Origin of the sequence: Streptomyces sp. NPDC015131, from assembly GCF_043079975.1 — a bacterium.
Lineage (GTDB): Bacteria > Actinomycetota > Actinomycetes > Streptomycetales > Streptomycetaceae > Streptomyces.
Window position 1 is genome coordinate 160,196 of sequence record NZ_JBIBVB010000004.1, and the last position, 25,058, is coordinate 185,253.

Annotated in this window: 21 protein-coding genes and 1 pseudogene; 15 read left to right on the forward strand and 7 right to left on the reverse strand. The window is 74.5% G+C overall.

The features are described 5' to 3' along the window. Window positions 1-11 precede the first annotated feature (11 nt). Complete coding sequence (locus ACF08D_RS16695; RefSeq protein ID WP_392223352.1) at window positions 12-1,655, reverse strand: amidohydrolase; 1,644 nt, start codon at window positions 1,653-1,655, stop codon at window positions 12-14. A gap of 57 nt (window positions 1,656-1,712) precedes the next feature. Then, window positions 1,713-3,125: a purine-cytosine permease family protein gene (locus ACF08D_RS16700; RefSeq protein ID WP_392223353.1), complete on the reverse strand. Its 1,413-nt coding sequence runs from the start codon at window positions 3,123-3,125 to the stop codon at window positions 1,713-1,715. A 176-nt stretch (window positions 3,126-3,301) separates the two neighbouring features. Between ACF08D_RS16700 and ACF08D_RS16705 the strand changes: the two genes are divergently transcribed. The 6 genes from ACF08D_RS16705 to ACF08D_RS16730 all read left to right on the forward strand — a co-directional run bounded on the left by ACF08D_RS16705 (window position 3,302) and on the right by ACF08D_RS16730 (window position 8,839). Continuing rightward, complete coding sequence (locus tag ACF08D_RS16705; protein WP_392223354.1) at window positions 3,302-3,907, forward strand: TetR/AcrR family transcriptional regulator; 606 nt, start codon at window positions 3,302-3,304, stop codon at window positions 3,905-3,907. 154 nt (window positions 3,908-4,061) lie between these two features. Further along, complete coding sequence (locus tag ACF08D_RS16710) at window positions 4,062-5,501, forward strand: glutamate decarboxylase (RefSeq protein WP_392223355.1); 1,440 nt, start codon at window positions 4,062-4,064, stop codon at window positions 5,499-5,501. A 186-nt stretch (window positions 5,502-5,687) separates the two neighbouring features. Beyond that, window positions 5,688-6,125 (forward strand): helix-turn-helix transcriptional regulator, encoded by a 438-nt coding sequence (locus ACF08D_RS16715; RefSeq protein ID WP_392224079.1) that lies wholly within the window; start codon window positions 5,688-5,690, stop codon window positions 6,123-6,125. 30 nt (window positions 6,126-6,155) lie between these two features. Continuing rightward, entirely contained in the window at window positions 6,156-6,602 is a 447-nt protein-coding gene (locus ACF08D_RS16720; RefSeq protein WP_392223356.1) for a VOC family protein, read from the forward strand. A gap of 774 nt (window positions 6,603-7,376) precedes the next feature. Continuing rightward, the gene (locus ACF08D_RS16725; RefSeq protein WP_392223357.1) at window positions 7,377-8,294 is read left to right on the forward strand and encodes a S1 family peptidase; all 918 of its coding nucleotides are present in this window, start codon (window positions 7,377-7,379) and stop codon (window positions 8,292-8,294) included. Window positions 8,295-8,488: 194 nt separating this feature from the next. Beyond that, window positions 8,489-8,839, forward strand: coding sequence for a hypothetical protein (locus ACF08D_RS16730; RefSeq protein ID WP_392223358.1), 351 nt, complete (start codon window positions 8,489-8,491; stop codon window positions 8,837-8,839). A gap of 31 nt (window positions 8,840-8,870) precedes the next feature. On the opposite strand, the gene ACF08D_RS16735 is transcribed toward ACF08D_RS16730, so the two are convergent. Further along, window positions 8,871-9,062, reverse strand: coding sequence for a hypothetical protein (locus tag ACF08D_RS16735; protein WP_392223359.1), 192 nt, complete (start codon window positions 9,060-9,062; stop codon window positions 8,871-8,873). A 506-nt stretch (window positions 9,063-9,568) separates the two neighbouring features. Here ACF08D_RS16735 and ACF08D_RS16740 point away from each other — a divergent pair. Together ACF08D_RS16740 and ACF08D_RS16745 are read left to right on the forward strand one after the other, a co-directional pair. Continuing rightward, window positions 9,569-10,177, forward strand: a pseudogene (locus ACF08D_RS16740) (PHB depolymerase family esterase); the annotation flags it as partial. Window positions 10,178-10,783: 606 nt separating this feature from the next. Further along, the gene (locus ACF08D_RS16745) at window positions 10,784-12,118 is read left to right on the forward strand and encodes a 3-hydroxybutyrate oligomer hydrolase family protein (RefSeq protein WP_392224080.1); all 1,335 of its coding nucleotides are present in this window, start codon (window positions 10,784-10,786) and stop codon (window positions 12,116-12,118) included. 75 nt (window positions 12,119-12,193) lie between these two features. On the opposite strand, the gene ACF08D_RS16750 is transcribed toward ACF08D_RS16745, so the two are convergent. Then, window positions 12,194-13,213, reverse strand: coding sequence for a GNAT family N-acetyltransferase (locus tag ACF08D_RS16750; RefSeq protein ID WP_392223360.1), 1,020 nt, complete (start codon window positions 13,211-13,213; stop codon window positions 12,194-12,196). 177 nt (window positions 13,214-13,390) lie between these two features. Between ACF08D_RS16750 and ACF08D_RS16755 the strand changes: the two genes are divergently transcribed. From ACF08D_RS16755 to ACF08D_RS16770, 4 genes are all read left to right on the forward strand, one after another. Further along, window positions 13,391-14,059 carry an HAD family acid phosphatase gene (locus ACF08D_RS16755; protein WP_392223361.1) on the forward strand — a complete coding sequence of 223 codons (669 nt, stop codon included), beginning with the start codon at window positions 13,391-13,393 and terminating at the stop codon, window positions 14,057-14,059. Between the two features lie 97 nt (window positions 14,060-14,156). Beyond that, window positions 14,157-15,038 (forward strand): ribonuclease BN, encoded by an 882-nt coding sequence (locus ACF08D_RS16760; protein ID WP_392223362.1) that lies wholly within the window; start codon window positions 14,157-14,159, stop codon window positions 15,036-15,038. Between the two features lie 157 nt (window positions 15,039-15,195). Continuing rightward, a complete protein-coding gene (locus tag ACF08D_RS16765) occupies window positions 15,196-16,002 on the forward strand; it encodes a VOC family protein (RefSeq protein ID WP_392223363.1) in 807 nt (268 codons plus the stop codon). Further along, complete coding sequence (locus ACF08D_RS16770; RefSeq protein WP_392223364.1) at window positions 15,999-17,270, forward strand: cation:proton antiporter; 1,272 nt, start codon at window positions 15,999-16,001, stop codon at window positions 17,268-17,270. Before ACF08D_RS16765 ends, ACF08D_RS16770 begins: the two co-directional genes overlap by 4 nt. Before the next feature lie 40 nt (window positions 17,271-17,310). Here the strand turns inward: ACF08D_RS16770 and ACF08D_RS16775 are convergent, their stop codons facing one another. Then, window positions 17,311-18,189, reverse strand: coding sequence for a hypothetical protein (locus ACF08D_RS16775; protein ID WP_392223365.1), 879 nt, complete (start codon window positions 18,187-18,189; stop codon window positions 17,311-17,313). A gap of 146 nt (window positions 18,190-18,335) precedes the next feature. Next, window positions 18,336-19,355 (reverse strand): SDR family oxidoreductase, encoded by a 1,020-nt coding sequence (locus tag ACF08D_RS16780; protein ID WP_392224081.1) that lies wholly within the window; start codon window positions 19,353-19,355, stop codon window positions 18,336-18,338. A 172-nt stretch (window positions 19,356-19,527) separates the two neighbouring features. Here ACF08D_RS16780 and ACF08D_RS16785 point away from each other — a divergent pair, with 172 nt between their 5' ends. Together ACF08D_RS16785 and ACF08D_RS16790 are read left to right on the forward strand one after the other, a co-directional pair. Then, entirely contained in the window at window positions 19,528-20,322 is a 795-nt protein-coding gene (locus ACF08D_RS16785) for an SDR family NAD(P)-dependent oxidoreductase (protein WP_392223366.1), read from the forward strand. A 236-nt stretch (window positions 20,323-20,558) separates the two neighbouring features. Continuing rightward, the gene (locus ACF08D_RS16790; protein WP_392223367.1) at window positions 20,559-21,995 is read left to right on the forward strand and encodes a PP2C family protein-serine/threonine phosphatase; all 1,437 of its coding nucleotides are present in this window, start codon (window positions 20,559-20,561) and stop codon (window positions 21,993-21,995) included. Between the two features lie 94 nt (window positions 21,996-22,089). On the opposite strand, the gene ACF08D_RS16795 is transcribed toward ACF08D_RS16790, so the two are convergent. Then, the gene (locus tag ACF08D_RS16795; RefSeq protein WP_392223368.1) at window positions 22,090-23,583 is read right to left on the reverse strand and encodes a hypothetical protein; all 1,494 of its coding nucleotides are present in this window, start codon (window positions 23,581-23,583) and stop codon (window positions 22,090-22,092) included. A gap of 233 nt (window positions 23,584-23,816) precedes the next feature. On the opposite strand from ACF08D_RS16795, the gene ACF08D_RS16800 reads away from it, so the two are divergent. After that, window positions 23,817-24,935, forward strand: coding sequence for an aminoglycoside phosphotransferase family protein (locus ACF08D_RS16800; protein ID WP_392223369.1), 1,119 nt, complete (start codon window positions 23,817-23,819; stop codon window positions 24,933-24,935). The last annotated feature ends 123 nt before the right edge of the window (window positions 24,936-25,058 follow it).

The window sequence follows — 25,058 nt, forward strand, 5'->3', positions numbered from 1 at the left end:
CGGCCGGGGGCTCAGGCTTCGTGCACGATCTCTCCGCCGACCACCACGGTCTCGGCGACGGTGCCGGGGATGTCCTCGGGGGCGACGGCGAAGATGTCGCGGGAGAGGACGACGAAGTCGGCGAGCTTCCCGGTGGTCAGGGAACCGAGTTCGTCCTCCAGGAAGTTGGCGTGGGCCGACCCCATGGTGTAGCCGTGCACGGCGGTCGTCAGGTCGACGGTCTCCTCGGGGCACCAGGGTTCGCCGCCGGCGAGGGGGCGGCGGGTGACGGCGGTGTAGAGGCCGATCATGGGGTCCATCTCGGCGACGTTCCAGTCGCTGGAGAAGGCGAGGGCCGCGTCCGCGCGGTGGAGGCTGCGCATGGGCCAGGCCTTGTGCCAGCGGTGGGCTCCGACGTTCTCGGCCCAGTCCTGGCCGGGGCCGGCGATCTCGGGGGCGCAGTGGCGGGGCTGCATGCAGGCGACGACGCCGAGTTCGGCGAAGCGCGGGACGTCGGCCGGGTCGAGGCACTCGACGTGCACGACCTGGTGGCGGGCGTCGCGGGGGCCGTTGGTGGCGCGGGCGTGTGCGACGGCGTCGAGGACGGTGCGGATGCCGCGGTCGCCGGTGGCGTGGACGAAGCACTGGAAGCCGCGGGCGTCGAGCCGGGCGAGGAGGTCGGCGAACTCCTCGGGCGGGTAGTAGGTGTCGCCCCGGTGGTGGCGGCAGCCCGCGTACGGTTCGAGGAGGGCGGCGGTGCGGGGTTCGACGACGTCGTCGATGTACAGCTTGAGCGGGCCGACGCGCATCCGGTCGTCGGAGAAGCGGCGGGCGGCCTCCTCGAAGGCGTCGAGGTCCGCGTCGGTGGTGCCGCGGGGGTGGAACAGCGCGGCGACGAGCCGGGAGCGCAGGCGGCCCTCGGCGCGGGCGCGGGTGAACAGGGCGAGGTCGTCGAGGGAGTTCTGCGGTTCGACGACGGTGGTGATGCCGAAGCGGACGGCGTCGTCGAGGCTGCGTGCGAGGCGGCCGTACTGCCGGTCGGGGGACGCCCAGGGGACGCCGAGCTCCCGGAGGGCGCGGTGGCCGTCGCGGGAGAGGCCCTTGACGGCGAAGTTGCGGACGAAGCCGGTGGGTTCGCCGGTGACGGGGTCGGTGTCGGCGTCGCCGAAGGGCAGGGCGGTGTGGTCGCGGTCGATGCCGAGGCGGCGCAGGGCCGCGGTGTTGAGCCAGGCGGTGTGGACGTCGTAGCTGAGGACGAGGGCCGGGTGGTCGCCGGTGACGGGGTCGAGGTCCCGGGCGTGCGGCATCCGGCCGCCGGGCATGGCGGAGTAGTCGAACGCCTCGGCCTCGACCCAGTCGGCGTCGGGGTGGCGGTCGAGCCAGGCGGTGATCCGGTCGTGGACGGCGGTGAGCGTGCCGGCTCCGGCGAGCTGGACGCAGGCGTCGTCGGACCCGAGCCGTACGTGGTTGTGCGCGTCGATGAAGCCGGGCAGGACGAGCCGTCCGCCCGCCTCGACGACCCGGGTGCCGGGGCCGGTCCACCGGTCGGCCTCGGCGTCGGTGCCGACGTGGACGATGCGGCCGTCGCGTACAGCCAGGGCCTCGGCCTCCGGGAGGCGGGGGTCGACGGTGTGGACGCGGGCGCCGCGCAGGACGAGGTCGGCGGGGGTGGGCATGGTGGTGCGCTCCTGAGGGACGGGGTCGGTACGGGTCGGGGGGTCCGGGTCGTGGGGTCAGTGGGCGGGGACGGGGGCGGCGGTGTGCCGGAGGGTGCGGTGGGCGAGGGCCCAGTACGTGAGGCCGGAGACGACCGCGCCGTAGGGGGTGAGGTCGGCGCCGCCGAGGGGTGCCGTGAGCGGGCCGGTCCACAGCTCCGAGTCGCAGGTGAGGGCCGCGAAGACCAGGCCGGTGAGGAGGGCCGTCACACCGGCGGGGTGGTAGCCGGAGCGGTAGCCGTAGGCGCCGGTCCGGCCGGCGGCCAGGGCCTGGGTGTCGTACCGGCAGCGGCGCAGCAGCATGTCGGCGAGGAAGACGCCGCTCCACGGGGCGAAGACGATGATCAGCAGCGAGAGGAAGCCGAGCAGGGAGGTGGTGAAGTCGGTGAGGAACAGCGCGCCGAGGGAGCCGGCGGCGGTGACGGCGGCGCTGATGAGGAGGGCCTTGGCGCGGCGCCAGGGGATGCCCAGCACCTGGAGGTTGAGGCCGGATGAGTACAGCGTGATGATCGAGTTGGTGACCGATCCGCCGAGGACGAGCAGCAGGAAGAGGGGCTGGAACCAGCCCGGCAGCAGGCCGGTGGCGCCGGCCACCGCGTCGGTCATGTCGGTGCTGGTGGCGGCGGCGACGCCACCGACGCCGAGGGCGACGGAGGAGACGAAGCCGCCGAGTGCGCCGGTCCAGGTGATCGCGCGCAGCGGGGTGTCGCGGGGCAGGTAGCGCGTGTAGTCGGCGGGCATCGGGAGGTACGAGAAGGGGCCGGCGAGCGCGACGACGAGGGCGAGGCTCCAGGCGGGCCAGCCGGCGCCGTCGGCGGCGGGGGCGCCGGGGTCGGCCTGCGGGAGGACGAAGGCCAGGAAGACGGCGAAGCCGGCGGCGAGGACGTAGGCGAGCCAGCGCTCGGCGAGCTGCACGGTGGCGTGGCCCCACAGGGCGACGGCGAAGGTCAGGGTGAGGGTGATCAGCAGGCTGAGGGCGCGGGCGGTGTCGCCGGACGCCCAGCCGAGGCCGGTGAGGAAGGCTTCGAGGGCGAGGGTGCCCACCACGGTGTTGACGATGGTGTAGCCGATGCTGACGACCCAGTTGAGGAAGCCGGCCGGGATGTTGCCGAGGTGGCCGAAGGCGGCGCGGGAGATGACGAGGGTGGCGGTGCCGGTGCGTATCCCGCTCAGCCCGGCGGCGCTGATCACCACGAAGGCGAGGCCGCCGACGACCACGACGGTGGTGGCCTGCCAGAAGGACAGGCCGAAGGCGACGGCGAGGGCGCCGTTGATGACGTAGGTGAAGGTCAGGTTCGAGCCGAACCAGAGCCAGAAGAGGTCCTTGGGGCTGCCGTGCCGGTCGCTGTCGGGGATCGGGTCGATCCCGTGCGTCTCGACGTGGAAGACCTCGTCGCTCGCGACTCCCGTGCCGATGGGTCCGGTCGCCATCCGACCTCCAGATGTGTGCAGGCGTTGTTTGAATGCCGTTCTAGTTCTTTGAATGGCATTCAAGATGCGGCATGGTGGGGAGTCCGTCAATACCCCGGCGCGGTCCGGTCCCCCGGAGAGGGGGATAGGGTCGGGCACGGCGGGATCGGGCGGCAGGGACGCGGAGGGCGGAACGGGTGGCAGGCGCGGGTCGGCGGCGGGACGGGCGCATCACACCGGAACGGATCCTGGAGGCGGCCATGGCCGCCATCGCCGAGGACGGGCTGGCGACCCTCACCATGGCGGCACTCGCCGACCGGCTGGACACCAGCGGAGGCCACCTCCTGTACTACTTCGGCAGCAAGGACCGGCTGCTGCTGGAGGCGCTGCGCTGGAGCGAGGCGGCGCTCACCGAGGAGCGGCGCGCGCTGCTGGCCCGGCGGACCACCGCCGACCGCAAGCTGGACCAGTTCCTGGAGCTGTACCTGCCGCGCGGCCCCCGGGACCCGCGCTGGACGGTGTGGATCGAGCTGTGGGCGCGTACCACCGGCGAGGGGCCGCTGCGCGCCGCCCAGGAGGAGCTGGACCTCGGGTGGCAGAGCGACCTGGAGGTGCTGCTGGCGAAGGGTGCGGCGCAGGGCCGCTTCACCGTCCCGGAGGCGGAGATCCCGGAGCGGGCGGACACCCTGCTCGCGCTGCTGGACGGGCTGAGCACCCGGGTGGTGCTGAGCCAGCACGGTACGGACCGCGCCGGGGCGCTGCGCACCGCGCGGGCGGCGGCGCGCCGGCTCGTGGTGGCCTGACCCGGTACGGAGTGAGGGTCCGCCCGCCCCGAAGGCCCGTTGGTCCATTCCGGGGGGAATGCGCGGAGCCCGCTGACGCGGCGCCGGAGGGCGGGAAAGCCGCAGGGAGACACGGGCCCGTCCGTGTCCAGCCCGCGCGGAAGGACGTCGCACGATGACCCTCGACCATGGAAGGCGCTCCCCGCACGACGTGCGGCGCAGCCGCGACATCGAGGCCAACCCCCTCTTCAGCCGGGAGCCGGTGAGGGTCCCCCGGCACGCCCTGCCCGACGGGCCGATGGAGCCGGACACCGCCTACCAGCTGGTGCACGACGAGCTGATGCTCGACGGCAACGCCCGGCTGAACCTGGCGACGTTCGTCAGTACGTGGGCGGAGCCGCAGGCCCAGCGCCTGATGGCGGAGTGCGCCGACAAGAACATGATCGACAAGGACGAGTACCCGCAGACGGCGGAGCTGGAGATGCGGTGCGTGCAGATGCTCGCCCGCCTCTGGCACGCGGGCGACCCGCGCCAGGTGGTGGGGTGCTCGACGACCGGTTCCAGCGAGGCCGCGATGCTCGCGGGGCTCGCGCTGAAGCGGCGCTGGCAGCACCGGCGCCGGGCGGCGGGCAAGGCGGTGGACCGGCCCAACCTCGTGATGGGGGTCAACGTCCAGATCTGCTGGGAGAAGTTCGCCGACTATTTCGAGGTGGAGCCTCGCTACGCGCCCATGGAGGGCGACCGGTACCACCTGACGCCGGAGACGGCGGTCGAGCTGTGCGACGAGAACACCATCGGGGTCGTCACCGTGCTGGGCTCGACCTTCGACGGCAGCTACGAGCCCGTCGGCGCGATCGCGGCGGCCCTGGACGACCTCCAGGCGCGTACCGGACTCGACGTACCGGTCCATGTCGACGGCGCGTCGGGGGCCATGATCGCGCCCTTCCTCGACCCGGACCTGGAGTGGGACTTCCGGGTGCCCCGGGTGGCGTCGATCAACACCTCGGGCCACAAGTACGGGCTGGTCATGCCGGGGGTGGGCTGGGCGCTGTGGCGGGACGCGGAGGCGCTGCCGGAGGACCTCGTCTTCCATGTGAACTACCTGGGCGGCGACATGCCGACCTTCGCGCTGAACTTCTCCCGGCCGGGCGCCCAGGTGGTGGCGCAGTACTACACGTTCCTGCGGCTCGGCCACGACGGCTACCGGCGGGTCCAGCAGACCAGCCGGGACGTCGCGATGCGGCTGGCGCGGCGGATCGCGGAGCTGGGGCCGTTCGAGCTGATCACCGACGGCGGCGAGGCGCCGGTGTTCGCGTTCCGGGTCAGGGAGGGCGTCGAGCGGTACAGCGTGTACGACGTGTCGGCGGCCCTGCGGGAGCGCGGCTGGCTGGTGCCCGCGTACACCTTCCCGGCGAACCGCACCGACCTGGCGGTGCTGCGGGTGGTCGTGCGCAACGGCTTCGGCCACGACCTGGCGGACCTGCTGCTGGAGGACCTGCGGCGGGTGCTCGACCGGCTGGAGCGCCAGCCGGGGCCGCAGCGGGACGCCGACGACGCGGGGGGCTTCGCGCACGGTGCCGAGACCAAGAACCCGCACCGCCCGGGCCGCCACTGAGCGGCGGCCGGGGGCGCGGGGCCGGCCGGCCGGACCGGAGGGGTCGGCCGCCCCCGGACGCCCCGATTCCCGCGTGCCAGCATGGGAGGCGTGACCACTCCTCCCCGCCGCCGGGACGGCCTCGGCCCCCTGGTGCACCGCGCCCGCCTGGCCCGGCTGAAGCAGTTGCGGCTCGCCAAGGACGCCATGGACCGCGATTGGGCCGGGCCGCTCGACCTGGACGCGGTCGCCGCGCACGCCGGGTACTCGCGCTTCCACTTCATCCGGGCGTTCCGGGCGGTGTACGGGGAGACGCCGGGGCAGTACCTGTCGAGGCGGCGGATCGAACGGGCGGAGGAGATGCTCCGCACGGCCGATCTGTCGGTGACGGAGATCTGCGGCCTGGTCGGCTTCACCAGCCTGGGCACCTTCTCCGCGCGGTTCAAGAAGGCCACCGGGCTCTCCCCCAGCGAGTACCGCGCGCGGCACGTGGGGCGCGGGGCAGCCCTGATCCCGGGGTGCTACGCGATGCTGTGGGCCGGCGGGTTCCCCAACGCGCTGCCCGCCCCCGAGCCGCGGGACGGGACAGCCGGCGAGGAGCGCAATTCCGGAGAAGCGGACGGGGGCGGCCCCGGCCTACGGTGACAGTCGAAGCCGACCGCCGAGGAGCACGACATGATCAAGGGTCTCGCCATCTCCACCGTCTGGGTCCTGGACCAGGACCGGGCCAAGGAGTTCTACACCGAGAAGCTGGGGCTGGAGGTCCGCACGGACATGACGATGGGCGAGGGCGGCATGCGCTGGCTGACCGTCGGCGCCAAGGACCAGCCCGACGTGGAGCTGACACTGATGGTGCCGGGCGCGCCGGCCATGGACCCGGAGTCCGCGGAGGCCATGCGGACGCTGGTGTCCAAGGGCGTGCTGGGCGCGGGGGTGCTGTCCACCGACGACATCCACGGGGACTACGAGCGGCTCAGGGCCCGGGGCGTCCAGTTCCTCCAGGAGCCGCAGGAGCGGCCGTACGGCACGGAGGCGATCTTCCGGGACGACTCGGGGAACTGGTTCTCGTTCACCCAGCCGCGCGAGGGGGGCCTGGACACCGGCAAGGAGTGGGCCTGCTGAGGCCCGTACGACCGGTTGCCGGGGCCCGAGGGGCGGGCCCGCTGAGGCCCGTACGGCCGGTTGCCGGGGCCCGAGGGGCGGGATTCGGACAGCGTGGCGCCCGGGGCGAACGGGCGTGATCGCCCCATAAGGGAGCGCCCGGCCGCGTCCCCGGGCACCCGCGCGGCGGCCCCCGGCCCCCGGTGGCGACGGACCGGCGCACCGGCCGTCCCCGGGGCCGCCGGGCGGGGCGGCGGCGTCCGTGATTGCCGGCGCCACCGCCGCGCCCCGGCGCCCGGGGGCCCGCGCCGGAGCGGAGGGGCGCCCCGCCGGAAGCGGATGCCCCCGGTCCGGTCCAGACCTTCGCGGCCCCGCCCCGGTTGAACGCTGAACTGCGCCGATCGCGTTCCGCCCACCGCGCGGGCGGCGGCCCACCCCGCGCATCCGGCGCACACCTGACGCCCCGTCCGCCACGCCGGGAGCAGCCGCCTGACGCGCTTTCAGCAAAGGAGTGCGTCGCTTTGCGAAACCCCCTGCGCCCGCGCCGCCGCCGGGGCGCCCGGGGGCCGGTTCCGGTGCCCGCCGGGCCCGGCGCCGGCCGCCTCGTACGGCGTGATCGACTGACGCGCGTAGCACGACCGAAAGGCACGCTTGTCCCCGCACCCGACCGGAGCCGAGGATTCCTCTCGTCGCTTGACAGGCACATGACGGCCTACCCGCCGCCGGTGCCGTCCCGCCGGCACCCATACGGCCCGCCCACCCAGCGGGCCACGGAATCCCCCACCGGAGGATGCAGTGAACCTCAAGCGCTTCGCCCCCCTCAGCGGCCTCACGAGAGGCGCGCGACTGACCGCCGTCGCGGCCGCCCTTCTCACCGCTTCCGCGCTTGCCGCTCCCAGCGCCGGCGCCGCGCCGCTCGACGGCGCCCGGGCGACCGCCTCCCAGCTCGCCCAAGCGAGCGAGGCCGTCCGCGGCGCCGACGTCCCGGGCACCGCCTGGTACACCGACACCCGCACCGGCAAGCTGGTCGTCACGGCCGACTCCACCGTCTCGGCCGCCGAACTGGCCCGCATCCGGGAGGCGGCGGGCAGCCGCGCCGGCGCCCTGGAGATCAAGCGCACCCCGGGCCGGTTCACCAAGCTCATCGCGGGCGGACAGGCCATCTACGCGGGCGGCGGACGCTGCTCGCTCGGCTTCAACGTCCGCAGCGGCAACACCTACTACGCCCTGACGGCCGGGCACTGCACCAACATGGGCAGCACCTGGTACACCAACTCGGGCAACACGGCGGTGCTCGGCACCCGTACGGGCTCCAGCTTCCCCACCAACGACTACGGCATCATCCGGCACGCCAACGCCTCGGCGGCGGACGGCCGCGTCTACCTCTACAACGGCGGCTACCGCGACATCACCGGCGCGGGCAACGCCTCCGTGGGCCAGTCCGTCCAGCGCAGCGGCAGCACCACCGGTCTGCGCGGCGGCACCGTCACGGGCCTCAACGCGACCGTCAACTACGGCGGCGGCGACGTCGTGTACGGCATGATCCAGACCAACGTCTGCGCCGAGCCCGGCGACAGCGGCGGCGCGCTCTTCTCCGGCAGCACCGCGCTCGGCCTGACCTCGGGCGGCAGCGGCAACTGCTCCAGCGGCGGCACCACGTTCTTCCAGCCCGTCACCGAGGCGCTCAGCGCGTACGGCGTGAGCGTCTTCTAGAACCACCCGCCCGCACGGGCTCGCACCCGCACCACCGGCGGTCCGCCTCCTCCCGGCGGGCCGCCGCTGCCGTGCCCGCCGTACCGCGGAACCGGTCCCGGCGGGGAGGCCCGACCGCGGGGCGGCGCTCCGGCGGAAAGTTCGCATGTCGGGGCATCGCATCGGCCCCCGCGGTGAGACGTACCGTTATGAACGTGGATTTCGAACCCGAGCAGGACGTACTGATCGGCACCAGGGCGCGTACCCAGGTCGAGGCGGCGTATCACCGGCTGGCGCACAAGGCCGCCACCCCCGGGCTGGGCACCCCCTTCGCGCTGGGCGCCGTGGCGGCCTACGAGTGGACGCTGGGGCGGTCGGCGGAGGGCCCGGTGACGGGGGCCGCCGGCACCGGGGGCGTGCCGTCCAGCCACGCGCTCACGGCGGAGCTGGACGCGGCGGTGGTCCAGCTCGGCGACGTCACCGAGACCCCGGAGCGCACGGCCCATGTGCGGGGCGTGCACGACGTCCTCGCGTGGGTGTGCGGGCTCGTGGACGCCCAGCCCTGAGGCCCGGCGCACCGCCCCCCGCCGGAGGTCCTCATATGGACGCGGGGGGCGGGAAACCCATGCCCGGGTAGCCGGACGACCGGCCCACGGCGCTGAAGTCGAACGCGCGGGTGAGCTGGCGGATCGTCTCCTCGGCGACGCGCCGCACATCGGCGGGCACGTCGCCGCGCTCCTCGATGAGGCCGTCGTAGATGGGTGCGTCGCCTCGCACGGCGGAGTCCATGTGTAATGCCCTTTCCCAAGACGTCTGTTGATCCCTCACCACCGCTGCGGGCAGCGGTGGACGAGTGTACGGGGCGTGATCGGGCCCGCCGCGCGCAGCCCGCCCGCCTTCCGGGCGGAGGCCCGCGCTTAGCACGGCCGGTCACCGAGCGCAATCCCCCGGTCTCCGCGCGCGGTCGCGGCGACTGTGGTGCCCCCTGACATACCGAGCGGTATCCCGCGGTCCTACGGTGCCGGAATCCCCACCCGCCGGCCTGCCCCCGAGGAGCCGCCATGCCCCCACCGCCCACCCGCCGCCGACGCCGCGCCCCCGGGCGGCCGCTCGCCGTCCTGACCGCTCTGGTGCTGGCGCTCGCCGCCGTCCTCACCGGCCCGGCGCCCACCGCGCTCGCCGGACCCGCCACACCGCCGGCCGCGCTCGCCGAGCCCGCCGCACAGCCGGGAGCGCGGGCGGCCGTGGGGCTGACCCGGGTCACCGCCTTCGGGGCGAACCCGGGCGCGCTGGCCATGTACGTGTACCGCCCCGCCTCCCTGCCCGCGTCGCCCCCGGTCGTGGTGGCCCTGCACGGGTGCACCCAGAACGCGCAGGACTACGCCGGCCGTTCGGGGCTGGCGCAGTACGCGGACCGGTACGGGTTCCTCCTGGTGCTGGCCGAGCAGAGCACGGCCAACAACCTCAACCGGTGCTTCAACTGGTTCCAGCCGTCGGACAGCCGGCGCGGCCAGGGCGAGGCGGCGTCGATCCGGCAGATGGTCGCGCACTCCGTGTCCTCCTACGGCGCCGACGCGCGGCGCGTGCATGTGACCGGTCTGTCCGCCGGGGGCGCGATGACCTCGGCGATGCTGGCCGCCTACCCCGACGTCTTCGCCTCCGGCGCGGTGGTCGCCGGGCTCCCGCACGACTGCGCCCGCGACGTGACGGCCGCGTACTCCTGCATGAGCCCGGGGGTGGACCGGACCCCGGCCCAGTGGGCGCAGCGGGTGCGCGACGCCCATCCGTCGTGGACGGGGCCGTGGCCCAGGGTGGCGGTCTGGCACGGCGACCGGGACACCACGGTGGTGCCGCGCAACGCGGACGAGCTGCGCGACCAGTGGACGGCGGTGCACGGGCTGCCGCAGACCCCGACCCGTACGGTGGTGATCGGGACCGGCTCCACCCGGCAGGAGCAGTACGCGGCCCCGGACGGGACGGTCGCCGTGGAGGTGAACCGGGTGCCGGGCCTGGGCCACGGCACGCCGGTGGACCCCGGTTCCGGGGCCCGGCAGTGCGGTGAGGCGGCGGCGTACTTCCTGGACAGCATCTGTTCCAGCCACTGGATCACGGAGTTCTTCGGCCTGGCGGGCCCGGGTGAGCCGCCGGGCGGGCTGCCCGCGCCCGCCGGTCTGGCCGCGAGCGCCGTGACCGCCACCGGTGTCACCCTCGGCTGGGCGGCCGTCCCGGGCGCCTCCGGCTACACGGTCCACCGCGACGGCGCGCCCGTCGCGACGCCCACCGCTCCCCCGTTCACCGACACGGGGCTCGCGCCCGGCACGACCCACACCTACGCGGTGGCGGCCCGCGACGGGGAGGGGCGGCCCGGAGCACTGTCCGCGCCGGTCACCGTGCGCACCACGGGCGGCGCGCCGGTCTCCTGCTGGACCGCCGACAACTACCGGCATGTGGCGGCCGGGCGGGCGACGACGAGCGGCGGGATCACCTACGCCAAGGGCTCGGGCCAGAACATGGGCCTCTACAACACGTTCGTCACGCACACCCTCAGGGAGTCGCCCGCCGGGCACTACACGCTCGCGGACGACGGCTGCGTCCCCTCGGCCCCCGTGGCCGCCCGCGCGGACACCGCCCGCTGCCCCGCCCCCCGGGTGCCGGGCGCCGCGCACCAGGTGGCGGCCTGCCTGCCCGACCTGACGACCGCCGGGACCGCGGCGTCCGGGCACACCGACCCGGCCGACTGGGCGGGGCTCACGCCCAGGGACCTGCCGGTGCCCCGGGGGGTGCCGGGCGTGCAGATCGACGGCTACTTCCCCGACACGTCCACCACCAACACCAACCACGGCTGGCGGCACGATGCCCAGTTCGTCATCCGGCTCCCGGCCCGCTGGAACGGCGGGCTGGTGGTCTCCGGCACCCCGGGCAACCGCGAGCAGTACGCCAACGACCGGGCCATCGGCGACTGGGTGCTGTCGCGGGGGTACGCCTTCGCCGCCACCGACAAGGGCAACACCGGCATGTCCTTCCACCTCGACGGCCGGGCGCCCGGTGACGCGGTCGCCGAGTGGAACACCCGCCTGACGCAGCTGACGCGCGCCGCCCGGGCGGTGGTGGGGCGGCACTACCACCGCCCGCCGGCCCGGACCCTGGTCACCGGGATGTCCAACGGCGGCTATCTGGTGCGCTGGCAGCTGGAGAACCACCCGGAGCTGTACGACGGCGGGGTGGACTGGGAGGGGACCCTGTGGCGGGCGGACGGCCCGAACCTCTTCACGTTCCTCCCGCCGGCGCTGCGGCAGTACCCGGTGTACGCGGCGGGCGGCCCGGGCGCCGGCGCGGCGCGCGCGGCGATGCACGCCGCCGGCTACCCGGCCGGGTCGGAGTTCCTGTGGCCGTACCACCACACCACCTACTGGGGCCTGACGCAGCGGGTGTACCGCGAGGAGTTCGACCCGGCGTACACCGGGCGGGACGAGGACTACGCCTACGGTTCCCGTCCGGCGGAGCTGCGGCGGGCGGTCGGCCGGGTCGCGCTGACGGGCCGGATCGGCAAGCCGCTGATCACCGTGCACGGCACGCTGGACGTCCTGCTGCCCATCGGCCGGACCTCCGACGTGTACGCGCGGATGGTGCGGGACGCGGGCCGGGGCGGGCTGCACCGGTACTACCGGATCGAGGGCGGCACCCACACCGACGCGCTGGTGGACGCCTTCCCGGACCGGCTCCGGCCGCTGGTGCCGTGCCACCGCGCGGCGTTCACCGCGCTGGAGGACTGGGCCGTGCGGGGGCACCGGCCGCCGCCCGGGCGGACGGTACCGGCGCAGGCCGGGCCCGGCTGCCGCCTCTGACCCCCCGCCCCCGCCGCCCCCGGTCGTCATGGCGGCCCGGCCCGGTCACCCGGACCGGGCCGCCGTGACGTGGCTTCAGCCGGAAGCCGCGGGAGTGGTGGCGGGGAGCGTGACCTCCCAGGTGTCCACGGCGTAGTGCAGCCGCATGCCGTGCGCCTCGTAGATCCGCAGGGCACCGGTCTCGTTGAGGGTGTCGACGCCCAGCCCGATCCGGTCGCGGCCGAGGGCGGCGTACGTGCCGAAGGCGTGCCGCAGCAGGTAGCCGCCGAGGCCCCGCCCGCGGGCGTTCTTGCGGACGCCGAGGTTGCCCACCCAGCCCATGCCGGTGCGGTCGTTGCGGGTGACGAGCACGGCGGCGTCCTCGCGGCCCTCCCCGCCGCCGACGCCACCATCGCCGACGCCTTCTCCGTCGCCTTCTCCGTCGCCGGTGGAGGCGATCCAGACCAGCGACCAGTCGCGGCGGGCGGCGTCGATGTCCTCCAGCCACTGCTCGTAGGTGCGCGGCTGGTGGTCGAAGTGCTCGGCGAAGGTCTCCTCCACCAGCGCGTGGGCGCGCCGCCTGTCCTCCTCGGCGGTGCAGTCGCGGAGGGTGACCCCGGCGGGCGGCTCGGGCAGCGGGTCGTCCTGCGGGGACAGGTCGCGCACCATCACCTGGTGGCGCCGGACGGTGTGCCAGCCGCGCCGGGCGAGCATGCCGGTGTCGATGGTGGGCCTGAGGTTGAGGTTGAGGTGGATGACGGCCCGCTCGGCGCCGTTGGCGCGGGCCCGGTCGCGGGCCCGCCGCTCGGCCAGGCCGAGCAGGTGCTCGCCCGCGTCCTGGTGCTCGGGGAGCACATAGTGGTCGATGTCGATCCGTTCGGCGCCCGACTCGTCCCACAGCAGGGCGTAGGCGACGAGCCGGTCCTCCTCGTCGAAGGCCAGCCACGAGTCCTGTTCGAGGTCGGTCTCCGCGTGCGTCAGATCGGCCTCGACGCTGTGCAGGTCGGTCTCCGGGGCCCCGATCTCGATGGTGTCGATGGTGTTGAGCAGCTCGCATATCCGCGGCGCGTCCTCGGGCCGGGCGGCCCGCACGGACATGGTTCGTCCCGTTCGCATCGGGCCACTGTCGGCGCCGGGGGGCCGCGCGCGCAAACGGATTTTCCCGTACGGATCCCCACTCCGAAAACCCGTGGCTACCGACCAGTAGATGGAACGCCTCATTCCGTCCATGATGAGGCGCGAGCATGCCAAGCGCTTCCACCGACCCTTCTCCCCACAGGAGTTGAACCCCCCATGCGCGCACCCGGATGGACCGCCAGACTGGGCGTCACCACGGCAGCCCTCGCTCTCACCGCCACCGCCGCCACGGCGGCGACCGCCGCCCCGCAGGCCGCCCCGGCCGCCGCCCCCGCCGCGGCCAGGACCGCGGCGGCGGGCCCCGCCTTCACCGGCGCCCAGCTCGCCGGCGTGGACTACGGAACCTGGCAGCGTGACGTCGCCGCCGCGCTCAGCCAGGCCCGCCCCTACATAGAGCAGCGCACCGCGTCGCCCTCCGGCAAGAAGCTGGCGGTGGTGTTCGACATCGACAACACCTCGCTGGAGACGGACTTCCACTACTTCTGGGAGTTCCCCACGCCCGCCGTCCGGGCCTCCCTGGACCTGGCCCGGTACGCGGACTCGCGCGGCGTGGACGTCTTCTTCGTCACCGCCCGGCCCGGCATCCTGCACGCGCCCACCGCGTACAACCTCAAGGCGGTCGGCTACCCCGTCGACGGTCTGTACGTGCGCGACCTGCCCGACCTGTTCGACGAGGTGAGCGCGTACAAGACGGGCAAGCGCGCCGAGATCGAGGCCAAGGGCTACACGATCATCGCCAACGTCGGCAACCGGCCCACCGACCTGGTCGGCGGCCACGCCGAGCGGACGTTCAAGCTGCCCGACTACGACGGCAAGCTGTCGTAGGACCCGCCGGGCGCGGCGGCGCGGGCGGAGGCGTCCATTCGGGCCCTCCCCCGCGCCCACCCGGGCCGCGCACCCCGCCGCCGGGTATGCGAGGTGCATGTCCGAGAAGTCTCCCGGGACCGAGGGCGGGTCCCGCGACAGGTGGTTCGGGCGGCTGCACGGCGCCTTCCACGGCTCGGCCGCCGGGCGCGGCTGGCGGACCGGGACCGACCTGGAGCTGATGCACCGCTCGATGGGCTTCGCGGCCCTCGGGCTGCTGACGCTGGTCCCGCTGCTGATCGTGGTGGCGGCGGCCGACCCGGCCGGCGGTTCGGGTTTCGCGCAGTGGCTGTCGGACGGGCTCGGGGTGGCGACGGCCTCCACGGACGAGGTGGAGCGGCTGTTCGCGCCGCCCGGGGCGGCCCTGGAGTCGACCACCGGCTTCGGTATCGCCGCGCTGGCCGTGTTCGGTCTGACGTTCGGCGGTGTAGTGCAGACCGGCTACGAGAAGGTCTGGGAACTGCCCGCCGCGCGCTGGCACACCATGTGGCGCCACGCGGTGTGGCTCGCCCTGCTCATCGGCTATCTGCTGCTGTCGGCCGACGTGGCCTCCCACCCGGCGACCGGCATCGACCTCGCCTGGCGCGTGGTGCTCGCCTTCGGCAGCGCGGTGCTGTTCTTCTGGTGGTCGCAGCGGCTGCTGCTCGGCGGCCGGCTCCCCTGGCGGGCGCTGCTGCCCGGGGCGGTGTGCACGGTGATCGGGCTGGCGGGGCTGCGGGTCTTCTCCCGCCTGGTCTTCTCCCCGCTGATCGCCTCCAACGCGGTGACCTACGGACCGGTCGGCACCATGCTGGTCGTCCAGTCGTGGCTGGTCGGGGTGGGTTTCGTGGTGTTCGGCGGGGCGCTGGTGGGCCGGCTGGTCTACGAGGAGCGCTGGCATCTCGCCCGGGTGCTGCGCCGGTGGCGCGACCGGGTCCGCCGGGCACGCCGCCGCCGGTGAGCCGCCGGGGCGCGTCCCGGGTGCGCGAGGGGAGAAAGGCCATCCCGTGCAAAGAGTGCAAGGATGGACACCGGGCAGAGGCACAGGAGACGACAGAGCAGGTCGAGGCGGCCTGCGGCACATCCGCACCACTGGGGACCCCGGGACGGTTTTGCACATGAACAGGAAGCCGACAGCCACCACCACGTCAGCGGTGACGTCCAGCAGCTCCGTGTTCGGTGCCCCCTGCTGGGTGAGCCTGATGACCCGCGACCTGAGCGCCGCCCAGGAGTTCTACGGCGCCACGATGGGCTGGGAGTTCCGCCGGGCACGGCTCGGCGAGGAGTTCAGCGTCGCCCTGGAGGGTGGGACGCCCGTCGCCGGGATCGGGGCGCTGGCGTCCGCGCTCCAGGTGGCCGTCGCCTGGACCCCGTACTTCGCCGTCCGCGACGCCGACCAGACGGCCGCGCGGATCAGGGAGCGCAGCGGCACGGTGGCCGTGGGCCCGGTCGGTTTCGTGGTCGGGCGCGGGGCGCTCGCCGCGGACCGGGACGGCGCGGTCTTCGGGATCTGGGAGGGCCAGCTGCTGTCGGGCTGGGAGACCTGGCGCGCCGCCTCGCCGGCCTGGCTGCGGCTGCGCACCCGGGACGCCTTCGAGTCCGCGATCTTCTACGGGGAGGTCTTCGACTGGGCCTCCGACCGGCCCGGCAGCTGCGACGTCGAGTACGAGGCCGACGAGGTGGTGCTGCGCAGCGCGGGCCTGGTGGTCGCCCGGCTGAGCTCCGGTGCCCTGGAGGCCGCGCCCGACCCCGCGATCCGGCCGCGCTGGGAGGTCCACTTCCCGGTGCGCGACGTCGACGGGTGCGTGGCGGCCGCGCGGCGGCACGGGGGCTCCGTGCTCCACCACGACCCCGGTGTCCAGGCCGCACTGCGGGACCCCGACGGGGGTTTGTTCACGGTCACCGCGCGCACATTGCCTGAATGACGTTTTCCGATCTGGTGTACGCCGGGCTGGGCGTCGGCGCCCTCGCGGCCGCCGTCCTGCCCCGTGTGGTGTTCCGCCGCCCGTTCTCCATGCCCATGGTCTTCCTGGCCGCGGGCGCCTTCGTCCAGCTGCTGCCGCTGCCCGTGCCGGTGGTCGACCCGCTGACCGACCGGCTGTGGGTGGAGCACGCCACCGAGCTGTGCGTGATCGTGTCGCTGATGGGCGCGGGGCTCGCGATCAACCGGCCGCCCGGGTGGCGGGCCTGGGCGGGCACCTGGCGGCTGCTGGGCATCACCATGCCGCTGACCATCGCGGCGACGGCCGTGCTCGCCTGGGCGCTGCTGGACTGGCCGCCCGCCGCCGCGCTGCTGCTGGGCGCCGTCCTCGCGCCCACCGACCCGGTGCTGGCGGCCGAGGTGCGGGTGGGGGAGCCCACCGACGCGGAGGAGGACGAGGACGAGGTGCGCTTCACGCTCACCAGCGAGGCGGGCCTCAACGACGGGCTCGCCTTCCCGTTCGTGCTGGCGGCCGTCGCGCTGGCCGCCGCCGCGGGCACCGGCTGGTCGGGCGGCTGGATCGGCGGCTGGTCCCTGACCGACGCGGTGGGGAAGGTCGCGATCGGGCTGATTGCCGGGATAGCGGTGGGACGGCTGCTGGGCTGGATGTTCTTCCGGGCCCGGACGTCGGCGCTGCGCCTGTCGGAGCACATGGAGGGGTTCGTCGCGCTGGGCGCCACCTTCCTGTCGTACGGGGTGACGGAGCTGCTGCACGGCTACGGCTTCCTCGCGGTGTTCGTGGCGGCCTGCACCCTGCGCGCCGCCGAGCGCAGCCACGGGTACCACAAGGTGCTGCACGAGTTCACCGAGCAGATCGAGCGGCTGTTCACCGCGGTGCTGCTGTTCCTGCTCGGCGGGTACGTCGCCGGGGGCGGCCTCGAGGCCCTGACCTGGCAGGCGGTGGCGGTCGGGCTGCTGCTGGTGCTGGTGGTGCGCCCGCTCACCGGCTGGGTGGCGCAGCTCGGCTCGGCGGCGGGGCGCCGGGAGCGGATGGTGACGGCGGTGTTCGGGCTGCGCGGCATCGGGTCGCTGTTCTACCTGTCGTACGCGCTCGGGGAGCACGGGTTCGGCGGCCTGGCGCCCGAGCTGTGGTCGGCGGTCGCCTTCACCGTGCTGGCCTCGGTGGTGGTGCACGGGACGACCGCGACGCCGGTGATCAGCCGGCTCGACCGGATGCGCGGGCGGACGGCGGCGGACGAGACGCCGCCGTGACCGTTCCCGGCCCTCGCGGTGGCCCGGTGACGGGTGCGGGTCAGACCGGGAAGCGCTCCAGGAGGGCCCGCCGCTGGACGTCCTCGCGTTCCAGGACCTCGGCCAGCACACCGGTGTCCCGGCTGCCGCTGATCGCGTCGCGGACCAGGGCGGCGAGCACGTCGGGCGGCAGCGCCTCGGCCTGGGTGGTGGCCGCCTTGGGGAAGGAGCGCCGGTCGCCGGCCTTCACCGGGGCGGTGGGCAGCCGGTGGTCGGCGATCTGGCGCTCGGTGACGGCGAGCCGTTCGAAGCGCATCGTCACATCGGGCGCGTCGAGGGCGGCGAAGGCGGTGACGTCCTCGGCGAGCGCGGTGTAGAGGTGCACCCCGCTGGGGTCCCAGTCGGCGACGACCAGGATGCGTACGGAGCTGTGGCCGCCCGCCGCGGCCCGCTGGGCGGCGGCCCGCTTGCCGGACAGCCCGCCGGCGGACACGTACACGGGGACGCCCCAGGGGTCGGTGACGGTGGCGAGCTGCGGCACCAGCCCGGCCGACGCGCACCACACCTCCAGCCGGTCCTCCTGCCCGGCCTGGCGGTCGAGCCGGAAGCCCCGGGCGGCCTCCAGCTGCGCCTGCCGGAAGCCGCCGGGGCCGTCGTAGGCGACCGGCTCCACCGCGGGGTCCGTGCCGTCGCCGATGGCCAGCCAGGAGACCCGGCCGGAGCGGCGGGCCATGCCGAGGACGTCGACCAGCCGCTTGTAGGTGCGCTCCTGGCGGGTGAGGACGCCGTCGGCGACGGCCGCGTACCATATCTGACGGATCGTCAAGGGAAGCTGTGCCGCGTACCGGCCCAGGATGAGCTGGACCGCCGCGAGCAACTCCTGGGTGGCGGGGCGAGGTTGCCAGTCCGGCTGATAGCCCCGAGGACGCCTGTCCGGCACGCTGGCCCCCTTCACCGACCGCATGGGTGTGCGAGGGGACGCCCGGGCGTCCTGCCCCTGTCTGTGGTGTGCCCACCCGGGGCCCCGGCGTCACCTGCCGGCGCGGGCGTGTCGCGCAGACGCCGGGGGGCCGGCCGCGCCGGGGGTCAGCTCGCCCGGCGGCCGCGCAGCGGTGCGGTGTCCATGCCGGTGCCCGTGCGCATGCCCTCCAGCATCTCCTCGACGGCCTCCAGGGAGGTGCGGCGCGGGGTCCAGCCGAGCTCGGTGCGCGCCCGCGACCAGTCCAGGACCGGGATGCGCAGCACGGCGTCGAAGAGCTGGGGCGAGGCGGGGATCAGGCGCAGCCCCCACCCGGCCGCCAGCGCGGCGCGGATCGCCGGCCGGGGCAGCCGTATCACCTTCGCGTCGAGGAGCCCGGCCAGCTCGCGGGCGTCCAGCACCGGATCGGCGGCCAGATTGAAGGCGCCGCTCGCGTCCCCGGTGGCGGCGAGCCGGTACGCCTCGGCGGCGTCGTCGGTGTGCAGCGCCTGGAAGCGCAGGCCGGGGATGTCGGGGACGACGGGGATCGTCCGGGGGCCGGCCAGCTGCCCCGGCAGGAACCGCCCGGCGAAGATCCGCCGCTGCTCGGGGCCGGACTCCTGCTTGAAGAGGAACGCCGGGCGCATCCGGACGACGCGCACGCCCGGGTTGCGGGCCTCGAAGGTGTCCAGGACGCGTTCCAGGTAGGACTTCTCCCGGGTGTACGCGGCTCCTGGCCAGCCGTGCGTGGGCCAGGACTCGTCGACGGCGTCGTCCTTGGGCCCGGGCGCGTAGGCGCCGACGGACGAGGCGTGGACCAGCGCCGGTACGCCTGCGGCGGCCACGTCGCGGAAGACCTGGAGGCTGCCGAGGACGTTGGTGCGCCAGGTGGCCACCGGGTCGTGGGTGGGCTGGAAGGCCCAGGCCAGGTGGATCACCGCGTCGGCGCCCTCGAAGTGCCCGGTCAGGTCGTTCTCCTCGCGGAGGTCGACCCGCGCCCACTCGGTGCCGGGCGGTGACCAGCCGGGCAGGCGGCGGGCCAGGCCCAGGACGGAGTCGACGCGGGGGTCGGCCGCGAGGGCGGCGACCACGCTCGTCCCGACGTTTCCGGTGGCTCCAGTGACGACGACCCGCTTGCCCGCGTTCATGTTCACGGCTCCTCTCCTCCGGTGACCGCCTCGGCCCCGGGTACCCCCTGCGCGGCGGTCCACGTCCGTCACGGGCGGGTATGAGCGGATGCGGGTGGGCAGCATGGGACGCGGGGGACGGTACGAACGTCATGAACGGCGTGAACGGGACACGAGAAGGGAAACCGGTCGGATGCATCTGGACCTCACCGGCAGGACGGCGCTGGTCACCGGCTCGACGCAGGGCATCGGCGCGGCGATCGCCACCGGGCTGGCCCGCGCGGGAGCGACGGTGGCGGTGAACGGGCGGAGCGAGGACGGTGTCACGGCCGCGGTGAAGCGGCTGCGGGCGGAGGTCCCGGACGCCGAGGTCGTCCCGGTCGCGGCGGACATCGCGAGCGAGGAGGGCGCCGCGCTGGCGCGGGAGCTGCTGCCCGAGGTGGACGTCCTCGTCAACAACCTGGGCATCTTCGAGGCCCGCCCGGCCCTGGAGATCGCGGACGAGGAGTGGCGGCGGTACTTCGAGGTGAACGTCCTCGCGGCGGTGCGGCTGACCCGGGCGTACCTCCCGGGGATGAAGGAGCGGGGCTGGGGGCGGGTGCAGTACATCGCCAGCGACTCCGCGGTGGTGACCCCGGCCGAGATGATCCACTACGGGATGTCCAAGACGGCGCTGCTGGCGGTGAGCCGGGGCTTCGCCAAGGAGGCCGCCGGGACCGGCGTGACCGTCAACTCGGTAATCGCAGGACCCACCCATACGGGTGGTGTCGAAGATTTTGTGTACGAGCTGGTGGACCGGGATCTGGGCTGGGAGGAGGCCCAGCGCGCGTTCATGCGCACCCATCGGCCGCAGTCGCTGCTCCAGCGGTTGATCGAGCCGGAGGAGATCGCCCATATGGTGGTGTACCTGAGTTCCCCGCAGGCTTCGGCGACGACGGGCGCGGCGGTCCGGGTCGACGGCGGCTATGTGGACGCGATCCTGCCCTGAGCCCGGCCGGGCCGGCCGGACGGCCGGTGCCGGACAGCCGGTGCCGGGCGGACGACCGGGCGCCCACCGGACGGCCGACCTAGAGGCCGTTCCCGCCGGGCCGTAGGCATATGCCGTAAGCACCACCGTATCGAGTGTTGCCAAACCCCTTACAGGGGGTCCCCGCCTGTGCAACAGTCGTAACCGGTCCTCAGTTTCAGACCCTGGCCGCGATCGCGCCTGTATCGGAGTACGACATGCCGTCCCATCTGTTCGCGGACCGTCCCGCCCCGCAGCCGCCGGAGCGCGGCACGCTGGACGCCCTGATCTCGCAGACCCGCAGACTGCGGGGAGGCGTCGACGCGGTACGCCGGGACGCCGTGACGGACGAGGACGACCCGCAGGGCCGCTGGCAGCGCGCGCTGTGCGATCTCGCCGTCCACCAACTCGACGACCTGGGCGCCCAGTTGGGTCAGCTCAAGGAGGGCGTCCCGGAGGGGCTCACCGAGACCGGGACCGCCCCGGCGGGCGCCGCCGGCGCCGCCGGGGTCGAGGCGCCCGCCGGTCCGCCGCCCACCGGGTCGCTGCTCAGCCGGGTCGGCAGCGCCGAGTGGAACCTGCTCACCGACGAGGTGAGCTGGTCCGACGAGCTGTACGTGATCTTCGGCCGGTCGCCCGAGGCCGGCCCGATGACCCTGGACGAGCTGCCCTCGATGGTGTTCGCCGAGGACCAGGCGCTGCTGACGGCGATGGTCACCGGCTGCCTGATCGACGGCAAGCCCATCGACGGCGAGTTCCGGATCGTCCGCGTGGACGGCCGGGTGCGGACGCTGCACATGATGGGCGAGCCCGTGCTCGACACCGACGGCTGCACGGCCTCCATGTGGGCGGTCCTGCGGGACGTCAGCGAACTGCGCCGCAGCGAGCGTGCGGTGCGCGAGTCCCGGGACTCCCTGCGGCGCACCCGCCACATCGAGCAGACCGAGCACCGGATGGCGCTGGAGCTGCACGAGGCGGTGCTGCCGCCGTGGCGCGGTTCCTCCGGCTTCCCGTCCGAGGGCCCCGCCGGGCTGGACCTGGCCGGGCAGTACCTGCCGGCGGGATCCGGCGCGCCGGTCGGCGGCGACTGGTACGACGCGCTGGAACTGCCCGACGGGCAAGCCCTGCTGACGGTCGGCGACCTCACCGGGCACGGCATCTCGGCGACGTCCACCATGGCGATGCTGCTGGGCGCCCTGCGGGGCCTGGCCGTCGCCGGGATCCGCCCCGGCGCCCTGATGGGCCACCTCAACCAGGTGCTGGACTCCTCCTCGCAGCCGGCCCTGGGCAGCGCGGTGTGCTGCCGCTACGACCGGCGGACCCGGACGCTGGCCTGGGCGCAGGCGGGCCACCCCGCCCCGCTGCTGTTCCGCGGCGGGACGGGGCGGGCGCTGGAGCGGCCGGAGGGCGCCCTGCTCGGGGCGACGCCCGGGGCGGCGTACGAGCAGGACGAGGTCCGGCTGCTGCCGGGGGACGTGCTGGTGCTGCACACGGACGGCCTGACGCGCGACACCGGCCGGGAGAGGCTGCTGGAGCTGGCACCGCGGTTCGCCGCGGCGCGCGACGCGCAGGAGTGCGTACGGTCGTTGACGGAGGAGTTCGGGAGGTCACCGCGCGCGTGCGACGCCTGTGTCATGGTCGTGCGGATCGGCTGAGCCGCGCCGCCCCGGGGGGCGTCCGCCGGGCCGGAACCGGCTCAACAGCGGCGTTTATCAGGGTATTTGAGGGGTGGAGCGGGTCGCACGGGCGTCAGGCCCGGGCGGCCCTGGGCTTCTTGGCCACCGACTTGGGCATGGCGAGCTGGATCTCCTCGCGGAGGTCCTCGATCTTCGCGTAGCCCGCGTACTGGCCGGTGAGCCGGTACATCTCCCGCAGCCGGTCCCAGGTGCGCTGCGACGAGGTCTCCCCCATGGACATCAGGGCGAGCCGGGCGTACCGGTCGGCCTGCTCGGGGTCGTCGGCGATGAAGCAGGCCGAGGCCATCGAGAGATAGTCGAAGATCTTGGAGCGCTGCCGGCCGTCGTTGCGGAGGGACAGCGCCTTCTGCGCGAAGTGCTGCGCCTGGCGGGCGGCGGCGGGCTCGTGCTCGGCCAGCGTCCGGTACGCCAGGGCCTGCATGCCGTACAGGTCCTCGCTCTTGAAGGTCTGCATCCAGCTCGGCAGCGGCACGTCGGACTTGTCCGAGACGAACAGCTCCTCCGCCTCGCCCAGGGTGCGGCGCATCGCCTGGCCGCGGCCCATGGACGCCTGCGCCCACGCCTCGATGGTGTGCAGCATCGCCTGGGTGCGCGGCAGGATCTCGTCGCCCGAGCCGGACCGGGCGAGCTTCATCAGGTCGAGGGCCTCGTCGGGGCGGCCCAGGTGGACCATCTGGCGGGCCGCCCGGGAGAGGGCCTCGCCGGCGCGGGGGCGGTCGCCGCCCTCACGGGCCGCGTGGGCGGCGATGACGAAGTACTTCTGCGCGGTGGGCTCCAGGCCCACGTCGTGCGACATCCATCCGGCCAGCACGGCGAGGTTGGCGGCGACGCCCCACAGCCTGCGCTGGAGGTGCTCGGGGTGGCGGTAGGCGAGCATGCCGCCCACCTCGTTGAGCTGTCCGACGACGGCCTTGCGCTGGAGCCCGCCGCCCCGGGCGGCGTCCCAGGCGCGGAACACCTCGACCGAGCGCTCCAGCGCCTCGATCTCCTGCGACCCGATGGGCGCTGCCTCGTAGCGGTCGAATCCGGCGGGGTCGGCGTGCAGCGGGTCCTGGGGACGGGGGCGGTCGCCGGCGAGAGAGGGGTCGGTGTGGAGCCAGTCGTGCATGGCGCTGGTCAGTGCGGAGCCTGCGGCGAGCGCGGCGCCCGCGCCCACCAAGCCGCGTCGGTTGAGCATGAGGTCCATTCCCGTGAATTCGGTGAGGACCGCGGCCGTACGCTCGGGCGCCCAGGGCAGCCCGTCAGGGTTGTCGTCGTTCCTGACGTCCCGCCGTTTCCCGGCGCGCCCGTGCCGTACGAACCCGAGGTCCTCGATGGTCACGACACGGCCGAGTCGCTCGGTGAACAGGGCCGCCAGCACCCGGGGTACGGGATCGCGCGGGGTCTCCCCCATGTCGATCCAGCGCCGCACCCGCGAGGTGTCGGTCGCCAGCTGGGGGTGGCCCATGGCCGCCGCCTGCCGGTTCACGAGTCTCGCGAGTTCTCCTTTGGACCAGCCGGCCAGGCCGAACAGGTCTGCAAGGCGGGTGTTGGGTTCTCCGGTCACGTCAAGCCCCCAGGTTCTCGGCTGACTTGACACTAGCCCGCTGTCATAGGGCTGGCGACTATTCGCCAGGGTTCGCCAGGGTCCGCCAGATGGTGTGCCACCCGCGCCCGGGTGTCAGGTAGGAAAGCGCCACCCCGCCCCGGTGACCGGCCCTCATTCCCCAGGGTGTCCGGCCGGACGCCGGGACGGGGCAGCGTTCGCATCGTCGGCACACGAAGGGATCTGGCTCGCCCATGTACACAGCATCGTCCTCCGTGTCCGCCCCGCCCCGTCCGCAGCGCACCGTCCCGGCGGGCGGCGGCCCCTACCTGGACCCCACGCAGGCGGGACGGGCCCGGCGCTGGGCGGGTGCGGTGGCCGGGCCGCTGAGCGGGAGGATCGACTTGTCCGGTCCCCAGGGCGCGCAGTTGCGGAAGGCCATCGCGTCGGTGCACCGGATCTGCCCGGAGTTCAACCCGGTGCAGGTGATGCGGCGCAGCGGCCGGTCGGTCCTGCTGGTGGGGACCACCGGACGCGCCACCGCCGTCGCCAAGTGTTTACTGGACCACTCCCCCGCGTGGGTCGAGCGGTTCCGCCACGAGATCGCCGCCTACCGGGCCTTCGTACGGCACCGGCCGCCGGTGCGGGCGCCGCGGCTGATCGCCGCCGACCCCGACAACTGCACGCTCGTCATCGAGCGGATGCCGGGGCGGGCCGCCGCCCTCACCCGCCACCCCCTGGAGGCCCCGCCGCGCGCGGACGTCCGGGCGGCGCTCGGCGCGATCGCCCGGGTCAACTCCTGGCGCCCGCCGGCCGGTACCTTCGACGCCCCCCTCGACTACGGCTCGCGCATCTCGCGCTACCACGAGCTGGGCCTGTTCACCGACCGGGACCGGGACGACCTCCAGAAGCTGCTGCACGGCCTGGCGCACGCGGGCGGGCGGCAGGCGATGGGGCAGTTCTGCCACGGGGACGCCCTGCTCTCCAACATCCTGCTGTCGCCCGCCGGTCCGGTGCTGGTCGACTGGGAGCACGCGGGCTGGTACCTGCCGGGGTACGACCTGGCGACGCTGTGGACGGTGCTGGGTGACGCTCCCGCGGCGCGGCGGCACATCAGCCAGCTCGCCCAGCGCGAGGGCCCGGCGGCCCGGGACGCGTTTCTGGTGAACCTGATGCTGGTGGTGACCCGGGAGATCCGGACGTACGAGACCGCCGTGCAGCGCACGATACGCGAGGCTCCGCCCGCCGGTTCCGTCCCGGCCGCTCCGGGCGCGGTGTCGGCCGGTGAGGAACAGCGGCTGCTGCTGCGGCGGTTGCACGACGACTGCGCGCTCGCCCGGCGGGCGGTGCGCGCGGCGGTCGGCACCCGCTGAGCCCCGCGGGGCGGTGGGGCCCCGGGCCCGGGGGGGCCCCCCCCCGGCCGGGGCGCGCCCCGTGGGGCCCCCACAACCCCCCGCGGCGGGGCGGGGTGGGGGCGGGGGGGGGCCGCGCCCCCC